The organism is Mycobacterium senriense (assembly GCF_019668465.1).
Classification (GTDB): Bacteria; Actinomycetota; Actinomycetes; order Mycobacteriales; family Mycobacteriaceae; genus Mycobacterium; species Mycobacterium senriense.
This window is the reverse complement of record NZ_AP024828.1, coordinates 937,785-954,265: the sequence shown is the minus strand read 5'-3', so window position 1 is coordinate 954,265 and position 16,481 is coordinate 937,785. Positions and strand designations below refer to the sequence as shown.

At 67.0% G+C, this 16,481-nt stretch carries 15 protein-coding genes; 7 read left to right on the top strand and 8 right to left on the bottom strand.

The annotated features are described in order from the left end of the window. Positions 1-14: 14 nt before the first annotated feature. From MTY59_RS04645 to MTY59_RS04635, 3 genes are read right to left on the bottom strand one after another with little or no spacing between them, the layout of a single operon-like run. Positions 15-410: a hypothetical protein gene (locus MTY59_RS04645; RefSeq protein ID WP_065073526.1), complete on the bottom strand. Its 396-nt coding sequence runs from the start codon at positions 408-410 to the stop codon at positions 15-17. A 30-nt stretch (positions 411-440) separates the two neighbouring features. Continuing rightward, positions 441-1,085 (bottom strand): PPE family protein, encoded by a 645-nt coding sequence (locus tag MTY59_RS04640; RefSeq protein WP_221044634.1) that lies wholly within the window; start codon positions 1,083-1,085, stop codon positions 441-443. A 39-nt stretch (positions 1,086-1,124) separates the two neighbouring features. Next, positions 1,125-2,855, bottom strand: a complete 1,731-nt coding sequence (locus MTY59_RS04635) for an N-acyl-D-amino-acid deacylase family protein (protein WP_221044633.1) — start codon at positions 2,853-2,855, stop codon at positions 1,125-1,127. 83 nt (positions 2,856-2,938) lie between these two features. Between MTY59_RS04635 and MTY59_RS04630 the strand changes: the two genes are divergently transcribed. After that, positions 2,939-3,451 (top strand): mycothiol transferase, encoded by a 513-nt coding sequence (locus tag MTY59_RS04630; RefSeq protein ID WP_221044632.1) that lies wholly within the window; start codon positions 2,939-2,941, stop codon positions 3,449-3,451. A gap of 10 nt (positions 3,452-3,461) precedes the next feature. Next, positions 3,462-4,316: a hypothetical protein gene (locus tag MTY59_RS04625; protein ID WP_221044631.1), complete on the top strand. Its 855-nt coding sequence runs from the start codon at positions 3,462-3,464 to the stop codon at positions 4,314-4,316. Between the two features lie 9 nt (positions 4,317-4,325). On the opposite strand, the gene MTY59_RS04620 is transcribed toward MTY59_RS04625, so the two are convergent. Beyond that, complete coding sequence (locus MTY59_RS04620) at positions 4,326-6,068, bottom strand: cytochrome c biogenesis protein DipZ (protein WP_221044630.1); 1,743 nt, start codon at positions 6,066-6,068, stop codon at positions 4,326-4,328. 122 nt (positions 6,069-6,190) lie between these two features. Between MTY59_RS04620 and MTY59_RS04615 the strand changes: the two genes are divergently transcribed. The 3 genes from MTY59_RS04615 to MTY59_RS04605 all read left to right on the top strand — a co-directional run bounded on the left by MTY59_RS04615 (position 6,191) and on the right by MTY59_RS04605 (position 10,424). Continuing rightward, positions 6,191-6,877, top strand: a complete 687-nt coding sequence (locus MTY59_RS04615) for a TetR/AcrR family transcriptional regulator (protein WP_221044629.1) — start codon at positions 6,191-6,193, stop codon at positions 6,875-6,877. 71 nt (positions 6,878-6,948) lie between these two features. Then, positions 6,949-7,497 (top strand): MmpS family transport accessory protein, encoded by a 549-nt coding sequence (locus MTY59_RS04610; RefSeq protein WP_221044628.1) that lies wholly within the window; start codon positions 6,949-6,951, stop codon positions 7,495-7,497. Continuing rightward, positions 7,494-10,424 (top strand): MMPL/RND family transporter, encoded by a 2,931-nt coding sequence (locus tag MTY59_RS04605; protein WP_221044627.1) that lies wholly within the window; start codon positions 7,494-7,496, stop codon positions 10,422-10,424. Before MTY59_RS04610 ends, MTY59_RS04605 begins: the two co-directional genes overlap by 4 nt. 92 nt (positions 10,425-10,516) lie before the next feature. On the opposite strand, the gene MTY59_RS04600 is transcribed toward MTY59_RS04605, so the two are convergent. From MTY59_RS04600 to MTY59_RS04585, 4 genes are all read right to left on the bottom strand, one after another. Then, positions 10,517-11,020, bottom strand: coding sequence for a DUF5078 domain-containing protein (locus MTY59_RS04600; protein ID WP_221044626.1), 504 nt, complete (start codon positions 11,018-11,020; stop codon positions 10,517-10,519). A 79-nt stretch (positions 11,021-11,099) separates the two neighbouring features. Further along, a complete protein-coding gene (locus MTY59_RS04595) occupies positions 11,100-12,005 on the bottom strand; it encodes a crotonase/enoyl-CoA hydratase family protein (RefSeq protein WP_221044625.1) in 906 nt (301 codons plus the stop codon). Positions 12,006-12,007: 2 nt separating this feature from the next. Then, a complete protein-coding gene (locus tag MTY59_RS04590) occupies positions 12,008-12,334 on the bottom strand; it encodes a hypothetical protein (protein ID WP_221044624.1) in 327 nt (108 codons plus the stop codon). A gap of 10 nt (positions 12,335-12,344) precedes the next feature. Further along, on the bottom strand, positions 12,345-14,387 hold the full coding sequence (locus tag MTY59_RS04585; protein WP_221044623.1) for a prolyl oligopeptidase family serine peptidase: 2,043 nt from the start codon (positions 14,385-14,387) through the stop codon (positions 12,345-12,347). A gap of 66 nt (positions 14,388-14,453) precedes the next feature. Here MTY59_RS04585 and adh point away from each other — a divergent pair, with 66 nt between their 5' ends. Together adh and MTY59_RS04575 are read left to right on the top strand one after the other, a co-directional pair. Next, positions 14,454-15,977: an aldehyde dehydrogenase gene (adh, locus tag MTY59_RS04580; protein WP_221044622.1), complete on the top strand. Its 1,524-nt coding sequence runs from the start codon at positions 14,454-14,456 to the stop codon at positions 15,975-15,977. Continuing rightward, the gene (locus MTY59_RS04575) at positions 15,977-16,462 is read left to right on the top strand and encodes a DUF779 domain-containing protein (RefSeq protein WP_221044621.1); all 486 of its coding nucleotides are present in this window, start codon (positions 15,977-15,979) and stop codon (positions 16,460-16,462) included. Before adh ends, MTY59_RS04575 begins: the two co-directional genes overlap by 1 nt. Positions 16,463-16,481 lie beyond the last annotated feature (19 nt).

Sequence of the window (16,481 nt, the reverse complement as noted above, 5' to 3'; positions counted from 1 at the left end):
GAGACTGTACGACGTCAGGCCGGCAGCGAGAACACCACGCAGTCGTGCAGACAGCCCTTGGCGGCGTCGGGGGAGTCGGCGTCGCGGTGCAGCAGCGCGCGGGTGGGCACCACGGTCAGGCGGGCGGTCTCGGCGCCGGCCTCGGTGACTTCGGCGGTGCCGTCAACGATCAGTGAATAGCCGCCCGGTTCGGCGGGCGGCCACAGCAGGGTCACGTCGGCGCGCTGGGCGAGGTTGTTGCGGGTCCGCCCACCGATGAGTCCGACGTCCAGCGTGGCCTCGCGCAGCTGCGGCTCGACCGTCACGGTGTGCACGCGGTATCCGTCGTCGACCGTGATCAAGTACGCATACGGGTAGTCGGCCAGCGCGTCGGCCAGCGCCTTGAGATCGACCTTCTTCTTGGTGCGCATGATCTTCCAGGATAGGCGCGAGTTCCGGCGCTACTGGGGTGCAGGGGGACGCAGGAACCCGGCGATGCGCGAGGTGTAGCCGCGGGCTACTGCGCCGGAACTGGCCGGGCGGGTGACGGCGGTGCTGGTGTTGGAGAAGCCGAGGTTCTGCAGCACCTGGTTCCAGGGCGGCAACTTGGCCACGGCCGCCGACGCGTCGGCATGATAGCCGAACATCGCCGCGACGTCGGAGGCCCACATCTGCTCGTAGGCCGCCTCGATGTCGGCGATGGCCGGGGTGTTCTGACCCAGATGATTGTTTGCCGCCAACGCCGACACCAGGGCGCGGTTGGCCGCCACCACGGCCGGCTGCACGGTGGCGGCAAGGGCCACCTCGAAGGCGGTCGCGATGGCCGAGGCCTGGTGCGACACCTCTTCGGCCTGCGCGGCGGCCGCACTGAGCCAGCTCACGTATTGACTGGCCACGGACATCATGGCCACCGACGACGCGCCCTGCCAGGACCCGCTGGCCAGATCTGTCGTCACCGAAGAAAATGACGATGCCGACGATGCCAACTCCTCGGCCAGGCCGTCCCACGCCGCCGCGGCAGCAAGCAGCGGCCCGGGACCAGGGCCGGAGAAAATTAGTGCCGAGTTGACTTCTGGCGGCAACCACGCAAAATGCGGGTTCGTCACGGAACCCAACTTAGCTGGCGTATGCCACTTTTGGTGGCGTTATCGCGAGGCTGCGGGGACCGGCCGGCGTCCGCGCACCAACCTGCCGGGCCGGGCGTCGGTGGGAACGCCGTTCTCGGCGATGACCTCCCCGGCCACAATCGTGGCGACATACCCCTCGGCGGTCTGGTCCAGGCGACGCCCGCCGGCGGGCAGGTCGTAGCTGATGATGGGCTTGTGCAGCCGCAATGCGGCGTGGTCGATCACGTTGAGATCGGCCTTGTAGCCCACCGCGATTCGGCCGCGGTCGGCCAGCCCGGCGACGCGAGCGGGAACCGACGTGAGTTCGCGAACCGCCTCGGACACGGTGAACCGCCCGGCCTTGCGGTCCCGCGCCCAGTGCGTCAGGAAGAAGGTCGAGTAGCTGGCGTCGCAGATCATCCCGTAGTGCGCGCCGCCGTCGCCGAGGCCGAGCACCACGTCCTCGCGGTGCAGCAGCTCCCCGACGGTGTCCAGCGAATTGTTCTGCAGGTTGCTGGTCGCGACCAGCAGCATGGCCCGGCCCTCGTCGTCGAGCAGCCGGTCATAGGCCTCCTCCATCGGATCCACGCCGCGGGCGCGAGCCCGGGCCCCGATGCTGGTCGACGGGTCGGGCTCGTAGTCGGGGGTGTCGCCCAGCGGGAAGATCCAGTCCCACATCTGGGCCACGTACAGGATCGGGTGTCCCTGGCCGGGTTTGTCGGCCAGGATGCGGGCGCGGACCTCGGGCTTGCGCATCTCGGCGACCCGCTCGGCCAGCGGCAGGTGCGCGATCTCGCGGTAGCTGGGGTAGAGCACGAACGGGTTGGCGGTCAGTTGCAGGCCGATGATCAACCCGATCGGGCGCGGCAGCAGCTGCGCGGTCACGTCTCCGCCTGCCGCGTTGGCCTTCTCGATCATGGTGATGGCGTCCGGCCAGGACGGGTCGCCCGAGTTGGCGACGACGAGGGTGAAGGTGACCGGCAACCCGACGTCCTCGGCGACGTCGAACACCGTCTGCAGCACCGGCTGGTAGCCGCCCGACGGGATGTCGGGAACGAACTGCAGCAGGCCGCCGCCGCCGTCCACGACGCCGCGGGCGATCTCCTCGATCTCCTCCCGGGCGGCCTCGTAACTCGGGATGGGCGAACCGCTTTCGGTCTTGTGGATGGTCAGCCGCGACGACGCGAAGCCGAGCGCCCCGACCTCGATCGCCTCCTTGGCCAGCGCCCGCATCTTGGCCAGGTCCTCGTCGGTGGCCGGCTCGCGGTCGGCGCCGCGCTGGCCCATCACGTACACCCGCAGCGGCGAGTGCGGCAGGTAGGCGGCCACGTCGATGTCGCGCTTGCCCGACTCCAGCGCGTCCATGTATTCGGGGAACGTCTCCCACGTCCACGGCAGCCCGTCGGTCATGACGACGCCGGGAATGTCTTCCACACCGGCCATCACGTCGACCAGCACGTCGTGGTCGGACTGGCGGCACGGCGCGAAGCCGACCCCGCAGTTGCCCATCACCACGGTCGTCACCCCGTGCGCCGAGGACGGAGTCAGGCGCTCCGACCAGATGGACTGGCCGTCGTAGTGGGTGTGCAGGTCGACGAAGCCGGGCGTGACCAGCAGCCCGGTGGCGTCGATCTCCCGCGCGGCGGTCGCCCCGTTGATCGCGCCTACCGCCTTGATCACGTTGTCCTGCACGGCCACGTCGCCGACGTACGGCTCACCCCCAAGCCCGTCGACGATGGTGCCATTACGGATGATGAGGTCGTAAGTCATTCAAACAATCTACGACCGTTGCGCTGGGTCGTGCCAGGATCTTCTCCGTGATCGATCCGGGATCCTCCCGTAGTGTCGCGGGTATGGCCGACGATGCCGCCGTCTTCCAAGAGCTGCTGCGCGACGCGTTCACCCGGTTGATCGAGCACGTCGACCAGATCACCGAGGGGCTGACCGACGAGGTGTCCGGCTACCGGCCGGCCCCGAACGCCAACAGCATCGCTTGGCTGCTCTGGCACAGCGCGCGGGTGCAGGACATCCAGCTGGCCGACGTGGCCGGCGTCGAGCAGGTGTGGTTCCGCGACGGCTGGGTGGACCGGTTCGGACTGGACCTGCCGCGCGACGACACCGGTTATGGGCACAAGCCCGAGGACGTGGCCAAGGTGCAGGCGCCCGCGGACCTGCTGTCCGGCTACTACCACGCGGTGCACAAGCTCACCCTCGAATACGTCGCCGGGGTCACCGCCGAGGAGCTGGCCCGCGTCGTGGACACCAACTGGGATCCGCCGGTGACGGCCAGCGCACGGCTGGTGAGCATCATCGACGACTGCGCCCAGCACCTCGGGCAGGCCGCGTACGTGCGGGGGATTGCGTAGATTCGCAGGCGTGCGATTCGCGGCGACCGTGCTGTTGTGGCTCATCACCACGCTCGCGCTGGCGGTCGCGATCCCCGCCGCGTGGACACAATTGCACGTTGTTGACGCCGACGGCTACGCCGCGCTGGCGCAGCACGCGGCGACCGACCCGGCTCTGGAGTCGGCCATGGCATCCGAATTGACCACCCGGGCAATGACTCTCATCGCCGAGCGTGGTGGGGGCCGCTCCCCGGTCGACAGTTCCGAGGTGCACGAAGCCGCCCGCGCCTTCACCGCCGGCCCGGCGTTTCCGCCGTTGTTCGCCCAGGCCAACCGGGCGGCGCACGGCTGGCTGTTCGTCGACCCGGCGGCCGGCGACGCCGGCAATCAATGGGCGGTCGACGTGGCACCGATGCTCAACGACAGCGCGATCCAGCCGCTGCTGCGCCGTCACAACGTCACCGTACCCGCGAAACTCACTGTCCCGCTGACTGTTTCGGTTCCACACTCGATGCGGCAGGGCCGGCTGAGCCGGCTGTCCAGCTGGGGCCCTTGGGTGAGCGTGGGCGCGGCGGCGCTGTGCGGTGTCTGCGCGCTGCTGACGGTGGCCGCCGCGCGGCGCCGCGGCAAGGCGCTGAGCAGCCTGGGCATCTCGGCGCTGCTCGTCGGCGCGGGCGGATGGGCGGGCATCGAGGTCGCCGGGCGTTACGTCAACGATGCGCTCAATCGCACCACCGGCAACGTCCGCGGTGTCGCCGAGGTGATGGTCGACCACGCCGAAGCCGGTCTGCACCAATGGCTCAACGTCATGCTGCTCGCCGGCGCCGCGCTGGTGGGGGTCGGCGTGGTCGTCGCGATGCTGGGCAGCCTCGCGAAGAAGTCGTGAACCCGGCGGCTAGCCGAACGTGAACGAAAACACCTGCAGGCCTTTGCTGACCTGCATGTCCAGCTGATCGCGATGCGCGGAGTCGTCGGCGACGATCCGATGCAACGTGGGCGCTCCGCCGATCGGCGTCGTGGTGGTCTTGCCGTCGCGGGTCACGGTGAGCGTGCCGGTGCCGCCGACGACGGCGTAGACATCTTTCGCGGTGTAGTTCAGCCGGACGGCGGAGTCGTCGCCGTCGGCCGTGGCCCCCTGGTCGTCCAGGGTCCAACGGCCACGCAGGGCGAACTTGTCGTCGGCCAGGTTCGGCGGGAAGCTCAGCGTGGCGGGCCCGTTCTTGTAATCCCCACTGCCGCCGTAGTTTCCGGACTTGCCGACACCCAGATACGTCTCCGGTGTGAGCCTGGTCTGCGGAGTCATGTCGGCCGAGCTGGTCGGCGCTGGCAGTTGGATGCCGGGGTGGGCGTCGGTCAGCAGCTTGCGGATCAGCTCTTCGGTGCCGTTGTAGTCGCCCTCGCCGAAGTTGGTATGCCGCACTTGCCCATTCGCGTCGATCAGGTACTCGGCCGGCCAGTACAGGTTCGCGAAGTTGTTCCACGTCGCGTAGTCGTTGTCCAGTGCGATGGGATAGCTGATGTGCAGGTCGGCGGCGCCGCTGGCCACGTTGGTGGGCACCCGCTCGAAGGCGTACTCGGGGGTGTGCACCCCGATGACGAGAAGCCCGCTGTCGCGATACCGGTTGTACCAATCGATCACGTGCGGGATGGCGCGCTGACAATTGATGCATGAGTAGGCCCAGAAGTCGATCAGGATCACCTTGCCGCTCACCGATGCCGGGTCCAGCGGCTTGCCGTCCGGGGTGTTGAGCCACCCGGTGACCCCGGCGAGGGCGGGAGCGGGTCCGCACTGTTGCAGCTCGGTGGAACCGCTGGCGCAATCGCTGAGCGCGCCGTCGATGGTGGTGCCGGGCCGGCTCAGCTGCAGCCCGCTGCCCTGGCTGGGGTGCTGCATGGGGGCCGAACCCAGACCGCGCTCGATGTCGTTGGCCCCCAGTTTGTTCTGCATCGCCGTCGTGTAGTCGGGGACGGCGCGCTGCAGCATCGCCGGCAGGTTGAACACGAGCGCCACGGCCAGGACGATTATCGCGATCCCGCCGGCGATCTGAATGACGCGCTGGCGGCGGCGGAATGCGGCCACTCGTTCGGCGACGCGCCGCCCGGCCAGTGCGAAGGCCAGCAGCGGCAACGCGTTGCCGATGGCGAACGTCGCGGTCAACACCAGCGCGCCGGGCCCGATCGACGACGTCCCCCCGGCCACCACGATGGCGGCCAGCACCGGACCCGCGCACGGCACATATAGGGCCCCCAGTGCCAGACCCAGGCCGAAACCGTCTGTCCCAGAGCTGATTTGGCGCTGCGGGAAATACGAGAACGGCCGCTCGAGCAGGTGCTGCACCGGCGGAAAGATCAACCCCAGGCCGATCAGGACCAACACCACCAGTGCGGCCCATCGGATCGCGTCCTGCGGCAGGTGCAGCGCCGTCAGCAGCGCGGAACCGATCAACGTGGCCAGGCTGAAACTGCACACCAGGCCGGCGATCACCAGGTACGGGCGCGTCGCGGACTTCACGCTGCGGGCGTCGGCCCGGCTGCTGTCCATGCCGGACAGCAGAATCACCGGAAGCACCGGCAGGATGCATGGCGAGATACCGGTGATCAGCCCGCCGAGAAACCCGATCAGGGCGATGGTCTGCACGCGCTACTCGGAGGGGATCGACGAGCGCCGGACGATGAGCATGGTTACACCTTTACCTGTTCTGGCGCCGCCGAGTGATCCGGCGACAAATCATGCGCCGTGCGTTATGCAAATCACACACCGTGCGTTACGCTCAGCCGGTGGCGCAACTCACTTTCCAGCGCGCCCGCACAGAGGAGAAGAAGCGCCAACGTGCGGACGCCCTCGTGGAAGCCGCACGCTCCCTGGCAATGGAAGCGGGCGTCGCCTCGGTTACCCTGACCGCCGTCGCCAGCCGCGCCGGAATCCACTATTCAGCGGTGCGTCGCTACTTCAGCTCGCACAAGGAAGTTCTGCTGCACCTGTCCGCCGAGGGCTGGGTGCGGTGGTCGAACACCGTGTCGGAGAAGCTGGCCGAGCCCGGCGCGAAATCACCGTCGCGCATCGCCGAGACACTGGCCGAGGCCCTGGCCGACGACCCGTTGTTCTGCGACCTGCTGGCCAACCTGCACCTGCACCTCGAACACGAGGTGGACGCGGAGCGCGTCATCGAGGTCAGGCGGATCAGCACCGCGGCCACACTGTCGCTGGCCGACGCGATCGGGAGCGCGCTGCCCGAGCTCGGACGATCGGGCTCGCTGGACATCTTGCTGGCCGCATACTCGCTGGCGGCCACGCTGTGGCAAGTCGCGAACCCGCCGGAGCAGCTGACCGACGTCTACGCCGAGGAGCCGGAAGTGGTTCCGCCCGAATGGAATCTGGACTTCGCATCCGCCCTTACCCGCCTGCTGACGGCCACGTGCGTCGGCCTCATCGCGGAATCCTCATGACCCCGGAAGGAGACCGGAGCGCTGTGGTTTGGCGAACTGCAACCGGTGAATACGAAGGACTTGAAGCGCCCATGACGACGACTGAGCCAAGGACCGAGCCGCTAATGATGCAGGGTTCCGCCGGAAGCGAGGGCAACAAGGCCGCCCCGCAGCGCCCTAGGAAAAGGGGACTCCTGGGGCGTTTCTGGCTGGTGCTCACGATCGCAGCGGTCGTCGCGCTCTCAGGATTCGTGGTGTACCGGTTGCACGGCGTCTTCGGCGTTCACCGCGGTTCGTTCGGTGGTGGCACCTCGGGCGAGGTCCTCGACGAGTTCAACGCCAAGACGATCACGCTCGAGGTCTGGGGTCCACCGGGCAGCACGGCGACCATCAATTACCTCGACGAAAACTCCCATCCGCAGCAGGCCCTTAATGTGCCCTTGCCCTGGAGCAAAGTATTGAGCTCGACGAAGCCCGGCATCCCGGCAAACCTGGTGGCGCAAGGAGACGGCAGTTGGATCGCCTGCCAGTTCGTGGTGAACAAGCACGACGGGAGCGGTGACGTCATCAAGACTCCGAACCGCTCAGATCCCAACCAAACCGTGAACGCCTTCGTCTATTGCCTGGACAAGTCCGCATGAGCGAGCCGGGCGAGGTTCCGCCGCGCGTCGATCAGCCGCTGATCCCGCCGTTCCTGCCGCGGATGATCCACCGGCTGGCCCTGCCGATCGTCCTGGTGTGGTTGGGCATCGTGTTCGTCACCAACACCGTGGCCCCGCAGCTGGAGGTCGTCGCCAAAACCCACTCGGTGTCGATGAGTCCGACTGACGCGACATCCTTTCAGTCGATGATGAAGGTCGGGTCGACGTTCAAAGAGTTCAACTCCGACAACTCGGCCATGATCTTGCTGGAGGGCGACAAGCCACTCGGGGCCGAAGCGCACCGCTACTACGACGAGATCGTCAGGCGCATCGAGCAGGACAAGAAACACGTTCAGCACGTCCAGGATTTCTGGAGTGATCCGCTGACGGCGGCGGGTTCCCAGAGCCACGATCAAAAGGCCGCGTACGTCCAGGTTTACCTCGCCGGCAACATGGGCGGCGGGCTGGCGAACGAGTCTGCCGCGGCCGTCCGCAAGATCGTGGACTCGGTGCCCGCGCCGCCGGGAGTCAAGGCATACGTCACCGGCGCGGGTCCGCTGTTCGCCGATCAGTCCCACGCGGGGGAGAAGGGCGTAGCAAAGGTCACGCTCGTCACCTTCGCGGTGATTGTGGTGATGCTGCTGTTCGTCTACCGGTCGGTGGTCACCATGCTGATCATGCTGGCCATGGTGTTCATCGAGTTGGCAGCGGCCCGTGGCGTCGTCGCAGTCCTGGGAAACTACGGAGTCATCGGGCTTTCCACCTTCGCCAATAACATGCTGGTGCTGATGGCGATCGCCGCCGGAACGGATTACGCGATCTTTGTGGTCGGCCGCTACCACGAAGCACGCGGTTTGGGCGAGTCGCGCGAAAAAGCCTTCTACACCATGTTCCACAGCACCGCGCATGTCGTGCTCGGGTCGGGTCTGACCATCGCCGGCGCGATGTACTGCCTGAGCTTCTGCCGGTTGCCGTACTTCGAGTCGCTGGGGGTGCCGTGTGCCGTCGGCATGCTGGTGGCGGTTCTCGCGGCGTTGACGCTGGGCCCGGCGGTGCTGACGGTGGCTTCGTTCTTCAAGCTCATGGATCCGAAGCGCCTGCTGCAGACCCGGGGCTGGCGTCGCATGGGCACCGCGGTAGTCCGGTGGCCCGCACCCGTTCTCGCGGTGACCATCGGGGTCGCGCTGGTAGGTCTGCTCGCCCTGCCCGGTTACAAGACGGACTACGACAACCGCCACTTCCTGCCGGCGGACACCCCGGCCAACGTCGGTTATGCCGCCGCGGACCGGCACTTCGACCAGGCTCGGCTCAATCCCGAGCTGTTGATGATCGAGACCGATCACGACTTGCGTAACCCGGCCGACTTCATCGTCCTGGACAAGGTCGCCAAGGCGGTCTTCCACATCCCCGGTATCGGCCGGGTGCAGACCATCACCCGGCCGTTGGGCACGCCGCTCGACCACAGCACCCTCGGTTTTCAGATGGGCGCGCAAGCAGCAGGGCGGATCCAGACCCAGCACTATCAAGACGAGCAGGCGGCGAATCTGCTCAAGCAGGCGGACGAGCTGCACAAGACGATGGCGACCCTGCATGAGCAGATGCAGGTCACCCAGGATCTGAGCAACACCACACACGAAACCACCAAGCTCACCAAAGAAACCGTGCAGATCACCGAGAAGCTGCGCGACGACATCGCGAACTTCGACGACTTCCTCCGGCCGATCCGTAGCTACTTCTACTGGGAGAAGCACTGTTACGACATCCCGTCCTGCTGGGCAATCCGGTCGGTCTTCAACGCGCTCGACGGCATCGACCAGGTGGCTGAGAACATCGTGAACCTCAGCGCGAATCTCGACAAGCTGGATCGGATCCAGCCCAAGCTGGTGGCGCTGATACCGCCCCAGATCGAGAGCCAGCAGCGCAACCTCGACACCATCATGTCGAACTATGCGATCACACAGGGTCTTAACGAACAGGCGAGAGCGCAGTCCGACAACGCCACCGCGCAGGGCGATGCCTTCGACAAAGCCAAGAACGACGACACGTTCTACCTTCCGCCGGAGGCGTTCAAGAGCCCGGATTTCGCGCGGGGTCTCAAACAGTTCATCTCGCCGGACGGGCACGCCGTCCGGCTGATCATCTCCCATGAAGGCGACCCGGCGACTCCCGAAGGCATCAAACACATCGAACCGATCAAGCAGGCCGTGCACGAGGCGATCAAGGGCACCCCCTGGGAGGGCGCCAAGGTCTACCTCGGCGGCACCGCCGCGACCTACAAGGACATGCACGACGGCTCCAACATCGACCTGATGATCGCCGGAATCGCCGCGGCCACTTTGATTTTCGTCATCATGCTGGTGATCACCCGAAGCGCCGTGGCGGCCTTCGTGATCGTCGGCACGGTGTTGCTGTCGCTGGGCGCCTCATTCGGGCTCTCCGTGCTCTTATGGCAGTACATCCTGGGCATGAAGTTGCACTGGATGGTGCTGGCAATGGCGGTCATCCTGTTGCTGGCGGTCGGCTCGGACTACAACCTGCTGCTGATATCGCGGTTCAAAGAGGAAATCCATGCCGGGCTCAAAACCGGGACGATCCGCGCGATGGCCGGTTCGGGCTCGGTGGTGACCTCCGCGGGCCTGGTGTTCGCCGCCACCATGGCCACGTTCATGTTCAGCCCGCTGCTGGTGATGGCCCAGGTGGGTACGACGATCGCGCTGGGTCTGCTGTTCGACACCTTGATCGTGCGCTCGTTCATGACACCGTCGCTGGCCACCTTGCTCGGGCGCTGGTTCTGGTGGCCCCAGCACGTGCGACCACGGCCGGCCAGCACCATGCTGCGGCCCTACGGACCGCGCCGCGCCGTGCGCGAGCTGATCCTCAAGGACGTCGACGAGCACCCGGCGGGCGGATTGGTACAACCGCGCTGATCGTGCGAGGCGCACGAATGTCTAGATTCCGCTTTCGCGGGAGGATGACGCCGCGACGACGCCAAGGATCGGTTCGGGGCGCCGTCCGCGCGTTACTGGTCCCTGCCCTTGACGGGTCCCGGCCACCCAGGCGGACCAGTTGGCTCGGCCCAGTTCCAGACCGCCATGTCGCCGGGCGGGTAGGTGTTGCAGATGTCGGTGGCCTTGGCCACCACGCCCTTGTTGTTCCAGAAGATCTTCATGTGATTGGGCCAGGCCAGCCACAGCGGATCGGCCTGTGGCGCAAAAAAGTTCTCGGAATAGTTCCGGCGGTCCTCCGGCGACAACGCGTAGAACCAGTGCGCCTTGTCGATGGTCGCCTGCTGCACGTTCGGGTGGTTGTCGAAGTCGATCATGTAGCGCTGGTAATACACCGGGCTGGTGTCCCGCGAGGCCGCCAGGATCTGCTCGGCGTCACACGTCGTATTGATCATCCGGCGGGGGATGGGAAAGTCCTCCGTGGAGTCGGCTACCGCCGTCGACGGGAAAATCGCAGCGGTAACACCCAGAGCAAGGAACGCGGCGCCTGCACGCAGGCCAGTACTCAGCCGAGACATAGCGAATACGGTAACACTTTTTGGCCCGCCGGGAACAGTACCCAGGTCACTGCCAGGAATTCGCTAGCGCATCTCAGTATCAGTCGCGATCAGGGACGATGACGTGCGTCGGGTCGGGCCGCAGCTCCGGAGGCGCCTGACTGTAGTCGCCGAAGGGGCCGTCGCGACGCTCAATCGCGGCCCGCACGCCGTCGGCCTCGGCGGTCTTGATGAAGTCCAGCGCCTCGGGAGTATTGCGCATCAGGCCGTCGAGGATGCCGCCCAGCGTCTGGGTGGAGGCCAGCCCCATGTTCTCGTAGGCCTGGTTGACGATCAGCTTCTGCGCCTGCAGCTGCGACAGCGGGATCTGCGCCAGCTCGGCCGCGATCTCGGCGACCCGCGCCTCCAGCCGCTCGAACGGCACCGCCTCGTTGATCAACTCGACCTCGGCGGCCTGCACGCCGGTCAGCGGCCGTCCCGTCAGCGAGTGCCACTTCGCCTTGGCCAGGCTCAGCCGGTAGAGCCACATCCCGGTCAGATACGCCCCCCACATCCGGCTGTAGGGCGTGCCGATCACGGCGTCCTCGCTGGCGACGACGATGTCGGCGCACAGCGCGTAGTCGCTGGCCCCGCCCACGCACCAGCCGTGCACCTGCGCGATCACCGGCTTGGATGCCCGCCAGATGGCCATGAACTTCTGCGTCGGCCCGGTCTCGCGGGCGCTGACCATCGCGAAGTCCTTGCCGGGATCCCATTTCCCGTCGGTCATCATGGACTCGCCCCAGTGCCGGAACCCGCCGCCGAAGTCGTAGCCGCCGGAGAAGGCCCGGCCCGCACCGCGCAGCACGATGACCTTGACCCCGGGGTCGCGCTCGGCCAGGCCGATGGCGGCCTCGATCTCGTCGGGCATCGGCGGCACGATGGTGTTGAGCTGCTCCGGACGGTTCAGCGTGATGGTGGCAACCGGGCCGGCCGTCCTGTACAGCAGCGTCTGGAAATCGGGCATCGCTAGCGCTCCTCGGCGGGCGGATCATCCTCCCGGTTCTCCGGCGAGGACGCGTAGATTCGCCCGCCGATCTTCAGGTACGGCGTGGTGAGGTAGGCCGAGAACGCGACGATGGCGGAGAAGACCGCCGCCGCGAGGACGCCGTTCGGCCAGAGCTGGCCGGTTCCGAACGCAAAGCAGACGATGCCGACGATCGCGGTCGCCCAGTAGAACCGCCGGCCGGCGCGGCGGTGCTTGACGAAGCGATATCGCGCCTGAGCCGCCGAGGCCAGGATGAAGATCAATCCCGTCGCGAGCAGGGTGAGTTCGATGCGTTGGATCGCGGACACGTCGACGATCCTATGGCCGCGCGAGCATCTGCCATAGGAACGAGTAGGTCAGCGCCGACTTGAACGCCACCTGCTCGTTGTCCGCCGCGCCTGCGTGCCCGCCCTCGATGTTCTCGTAGTAGAAGACCGGATGACCGGCGGCCTCGAGCGCCGCGGTCATCTTGCGGGCATGACCCGGATGCACCCGGTCGTCCCGGGTGGAGGTGGTCATCAGCACCGGCGGGTACCGTCGTGTCGACGAAATGTTCTGGTAGGGCGAGTATTCGGAGATGAACGCCCAGTCGTCGGGGTTGTCGGGGTCGCCGTATTCGGCGACCCACGAGGCGCCCGCCAGCAGTAGGTGATAGCGCTTCATGTCCAGCAGGGGCACGCTGCACACCAGCGCGCCGAACCTCTCCGGGTATTGGGTCAACATGATGCCCATCAGCAGGCCCCCGTTGCTGCCGCCCTGGGCTCCGAGCTGCTCGACCGTGGTGATGCCGCGATCCACCAAATCGGTTGCCACGGCGGCGAAGTCCTCGGCCACCTTGTGCCGGCCCTCGCGCATCGCCTGCGTGTGCCAGCCGGGGCCGTATTCACCGCCGCCGCGAATGTTGGCCAGCACATACGTGCCGCCGCGGGCCAGCCACAGCCGCCCCAGCACGCCGCTGTAGCCCGGGGTGTTCGACGATTCGAAGCCGCCGTAGCCATAGAGCAGGGTCGGTCCCGGTCCGTACGAAGCCTGCGGACCGCCGGGCCGCACCACGAAGTAGGGGATCGAGGTGCCGTCCTGCGACGTGACGAAATTCTGTGTCACCGAGATGTTTTCGGCATCGAAGAAGCCCGGGGCGGACTTGATCTGTTCGAGTTGCCCGTCGTCGGTTCCGCGCATCAGCCGCGAGGGCGAGTCGAAACCGCTGGAATCCAAGAAGAACTCGTCGCCGGTGTCGTCGGCGGAGACGACCACGGTGTTGGTCGCGGCGGGAATGCCGGCCAACGGCTCGCGCCGCCAGTCGCCGGGCGTGACGATCTCCACGCGGCTGGCCACGTCGGCCAGTGAGACGATCAGCAGCCGATCCTTGGTCCACGCGTAGTGGTTGAGGGCGGTGTGCTCGTCGGGTTCGAAGATCACTTGCAATCGCGCTGTGCCGGCGAGGAATTCGTCGTAATTCGCGGCCAGCAGTGACCCGGCGGGGTAGGTGGCCTCGCCCAACGACCAGTCGCTGCGCAGCTCGATCAACAGCCACTCGCGGTGCAGGCTCACGCTGGCATCGGTGGGCGCGTCGATGCGGATGAGTTCCGTTCCGCGCAACTCGTAGACCTCTTCGTTCCAGAAGTCCAGTGCCCGGCCGATCAGGGTGCGTTCGTAGCCGGGGATCCGGCTGGCGCTCGCCACCACGTTGACGTCGGAACGCGCCCCCTCGAACACCGTTTCGGCCTCGGCGAGGGGGGTGCCGCGGCGCCAGCGCTTGACCACCCGCGGATAGCCGGAATCGGTCAGCGAACCGGGCCCGAAGTCGGTGCCCACCAGCACGGTGTCCGGATCGGCCCAGCTGACCTGCGACTTGGCCTCCGGAAGCTGGAATCCGTCATCGACGAATTGCCTTGTCAGCATGTCGAATTCACGCACGATGAAGGCGTCCGAGCCGCCCCGGGACAGGCTGACCAGCGCGCGGGTGTATTCGGGGTAGATGACGCCGGCGCCGGCCCATACCCATTTCTCGCCGTCCGCCCGGCCAAGCTCGTCGACGTCGATCAGCACGTCCCACTCGGGGGACTCGGTGCGGTAGCTGTCCAGCGTGGTGCGCCGCCACTGGCCCCGAGGGTTGGCCGCGTCACGCCAGAAGTTGTAGAGGTACTCGCCCCGGCGGACCACGTAGGGGATGCGGGCGTCGGTATCGAGCACCTCGAGCGCCTCGGTGCGCATCCGTTCGAAGTTCTCGTCGCGAAACCGCGCCAGCGTCGGCTCGTTACGCGCCCGCACCCAGTCCAGCGCCTCGTCGCCGGTGACGTCCTCGAGCCACAGGTACGGATCTTGGTTGTCTTCGGGGGCGGCGTGAGCTTGCGACGTCATGGAAGCCATTGTGGCGCCGGCGGTAGTGTGAGGTGAATTACACAGCCGAGTGAGGGGTGAGAGCAGATGACTGTTTTCGCACGTCCAGGTTCTCCCGGGGCATTGATGTCGTATGAATCCCGCTACCAGAACTTCATCGGCGGGCAGTGGGTCGCCCCGGTGAAGGGGCGCTACTTCGAGAACCCGACACCGGTGACCGGCCAGACGTTCTGCGAGGTGGCCCGTTCCGACGAGGCGGACGTCGAGAAGGCGCTCGACGCCGCGCACGCGGCGGCTCCGGCGTGGGGTAAGACGGCGCCGGCCGAGCGGGCCGCGATCCTGAACAAGATCGCCGACCGCATCGAGGAGCACACCGCCGCGCTGGCGGTGGCCGAGGTCTGGGACAACGGCAAGCCGATCCGCGAGGCGCTGGCCGCCGACATTCCGTTGGCCGCCGACCACTTCCGGTATTTCGCCGGGGCGCTGCGCGCGCAGGAGGGCTCGCTGAGCCAGATCGACGACGACACCGTGGCCTACCACTTCCACGAGCCGCTCGGCGTGGTCGGGCAGATCATCCCGTGGAACTTCCCCATCCTGATGGGTGCCTGGAAACTGGCGCCCGCGCTGGCGGCGGGCAACGCGGTGGTGCTCAAACCCGCTGAGCAGACGCCGGTTTCGATCCTCTACCTGATGTCGCTGATCGGCGATTTGTTGCCGGCCGGAGTGATCAACGTCGTCAACGGGTTCGGCGCCGAGGCAGGCAAGCCGCTGGCGTCGAGCAACCGGATCGCCAAGATCGCGTTCACCGGCGAGACCACCACCGGGCGACTGATCATGCAGTACGCGTCGCAGAACCTGATCCCGGTCACGCTGGAACTCGGGGGCAAGAGCCCCAACATCTTCTTCTCCGACGTGATGGCCAAGGCCGACGACTACCAGGACAAGGCGCTGGAGGGCTTCACCATGTTCGCCCTCAACCAGGGTGAGGTGTGCACCTGCCCGTCGCGCAGCCTGGTCCAGGCCGACATCTCCGACGAGTTCCTCGAGCTGGCCGCGATCCGCACCAAGGCGGTCCGCCAGGGCGATCCGCTGGACAGCGAGACCATGCTGGGGTCGCAGGCGTCCAACGACCAGCTGGAAAAGGTGTTGTCCTACATCGAGATCGGCAAGGACGAGGGCGCCAAGGTGATCACCGGCGGCGAACGCGCCGAGCTCGGCGGCGACCTGTCCGGCGGCTTCTACATGCAGCCCACCATCTTCGGCGGCAACAACAAGATGCGGGTGTTCCAGGAGGAGATCTTCGGGCCGGTGGTGACGGTGACGTCGTTCGCCGATTACGACGACGCCATCTCGATCGCCAACGACACCCTCTACGGCCTGGGCGCGGGGGTGTGGAGCCGCGACGGCAACACCGCCTACCGGGCCGGGCGCGACATCCAGGCCGGCCGGGTGTGGGTGAACTGCTATCACGTCTATCCCGCCCACGCGGCGTTCGGCGGCTACAAGCAGTCCGGCATCGGCCGGGAGAACCACAAGATGATGCTGGACCACTACCAGCAGACCAAGAACATGCTGGTGTCCTACTCCGAGAAGGCGCAAGGGTTCTTCTGATGGTCCCGCCCGCTGGGGTGGTCATCACCGCCCCGGCCGCCGAGGTGCTGACGCGGCTGCAGGCCACCCACGGCCCGGTGATGTTCCACCAGTCCGGCGGCTGCTGCGACGGCTCGTCGCCGATGTGTTATCCGCGCGGCGACTTCCTCGTCGGTGACCGCGACGTGCTGCTCGGTGTACTCGACATCGGGACGGACGGCGTGCCGGTGTGGATTTCGGGCCCGCAGTACGCGGCTCACTACCGCGACAAGCACACCCAACTGGTCATCGACGTGGTGCCGGGTCGCGGCGGCGGGTTCAGCCTGGAGGCGCCCGAAGGGGTCCGGTTCCTGTCCCGCGGCCGCGTCTTCACCGACGAAGAGCAGGCGTCGCTGGCCACCGCGGCGGTGATCACCGGCGCCGACTACGAACGCGGTGAGCGCCCCGGCGCGCGGGGCGCGGTGGTGGCCGACGCGGCCCCGACGACATGCCCCCCGCGCCGGTAACCGCAGTACAGTCGGCAAA

Coding starts and splice junctions, on each gene's coding strand:
- MTY59_RS04645 (WP_065073526.1), bottom strand. CDS start 410: ATGCGCACCAAGAAGAAGGTCGATCTCAAGGCGCTGGCCGACGCGCTG.
- MTY59_RS04635 (WP_221044633.1), bottom strand. CDS start 2,855: ATGACTTACGACCTCATCATCCGTAATGGCACCATCGTCGACGGGCTT.
- MTY59_RS04630 (WP_221044632.1), top strand. CDS start 2,939: ATGGCCGACGATGCCGCCGTCTTCCAAGAGCTGCTGCGCGACGCGTTC.
- MTY59_RS04610 (WP_221044628.1), top strand. CDS start 6,949: ATGACGACGACTGAGCCAAGGACCGAGCCGCTAATGATGCAGGGTTCC.
- MTY59_RS04605 (WP_221044627.1), top strand. CDS start 7,494: ATGAGCGAGCCGGGCGAGGTTCCGCCGCGCGTCGATCAGCCGCTGATC.
- MTY59_RS04600 (WP_221044626.1), bottom strand. CDS start 11,020: ATGTCTCGGCTGAGTACTGGCCTGCGTGCAGGCGCCGCGTTCCTTGCT.
- MTY59_RS04595 (WP_221044625.1), bottom strand. CDS start 12,005: ATGCCCGATTTCCAGACGCTGCTGTACAGGACGGCCGGCCCGGTTGCC.
- MTY59_RS04585 (WP_221044623.1), bottom strand. CDS start 14,387: ATGACGTCGCAAGCTCACGCCGCCCCCGAAGACAACCAAGATCCGTAC.
- adh (WP_221044622.1), top strand. CDS start 14,454: ATGACTGTTTTCGCACGTCCAGGTTCTCCCGGGGCATTGATGTCGTAT.
- MTY59_RS04575 (WP_221044621.1), top strand. CDS start 15,977: ATGGTCCCGCCCGCTGGGGTGGTCATCACCGCCCCGGCCGCCGAGGTG.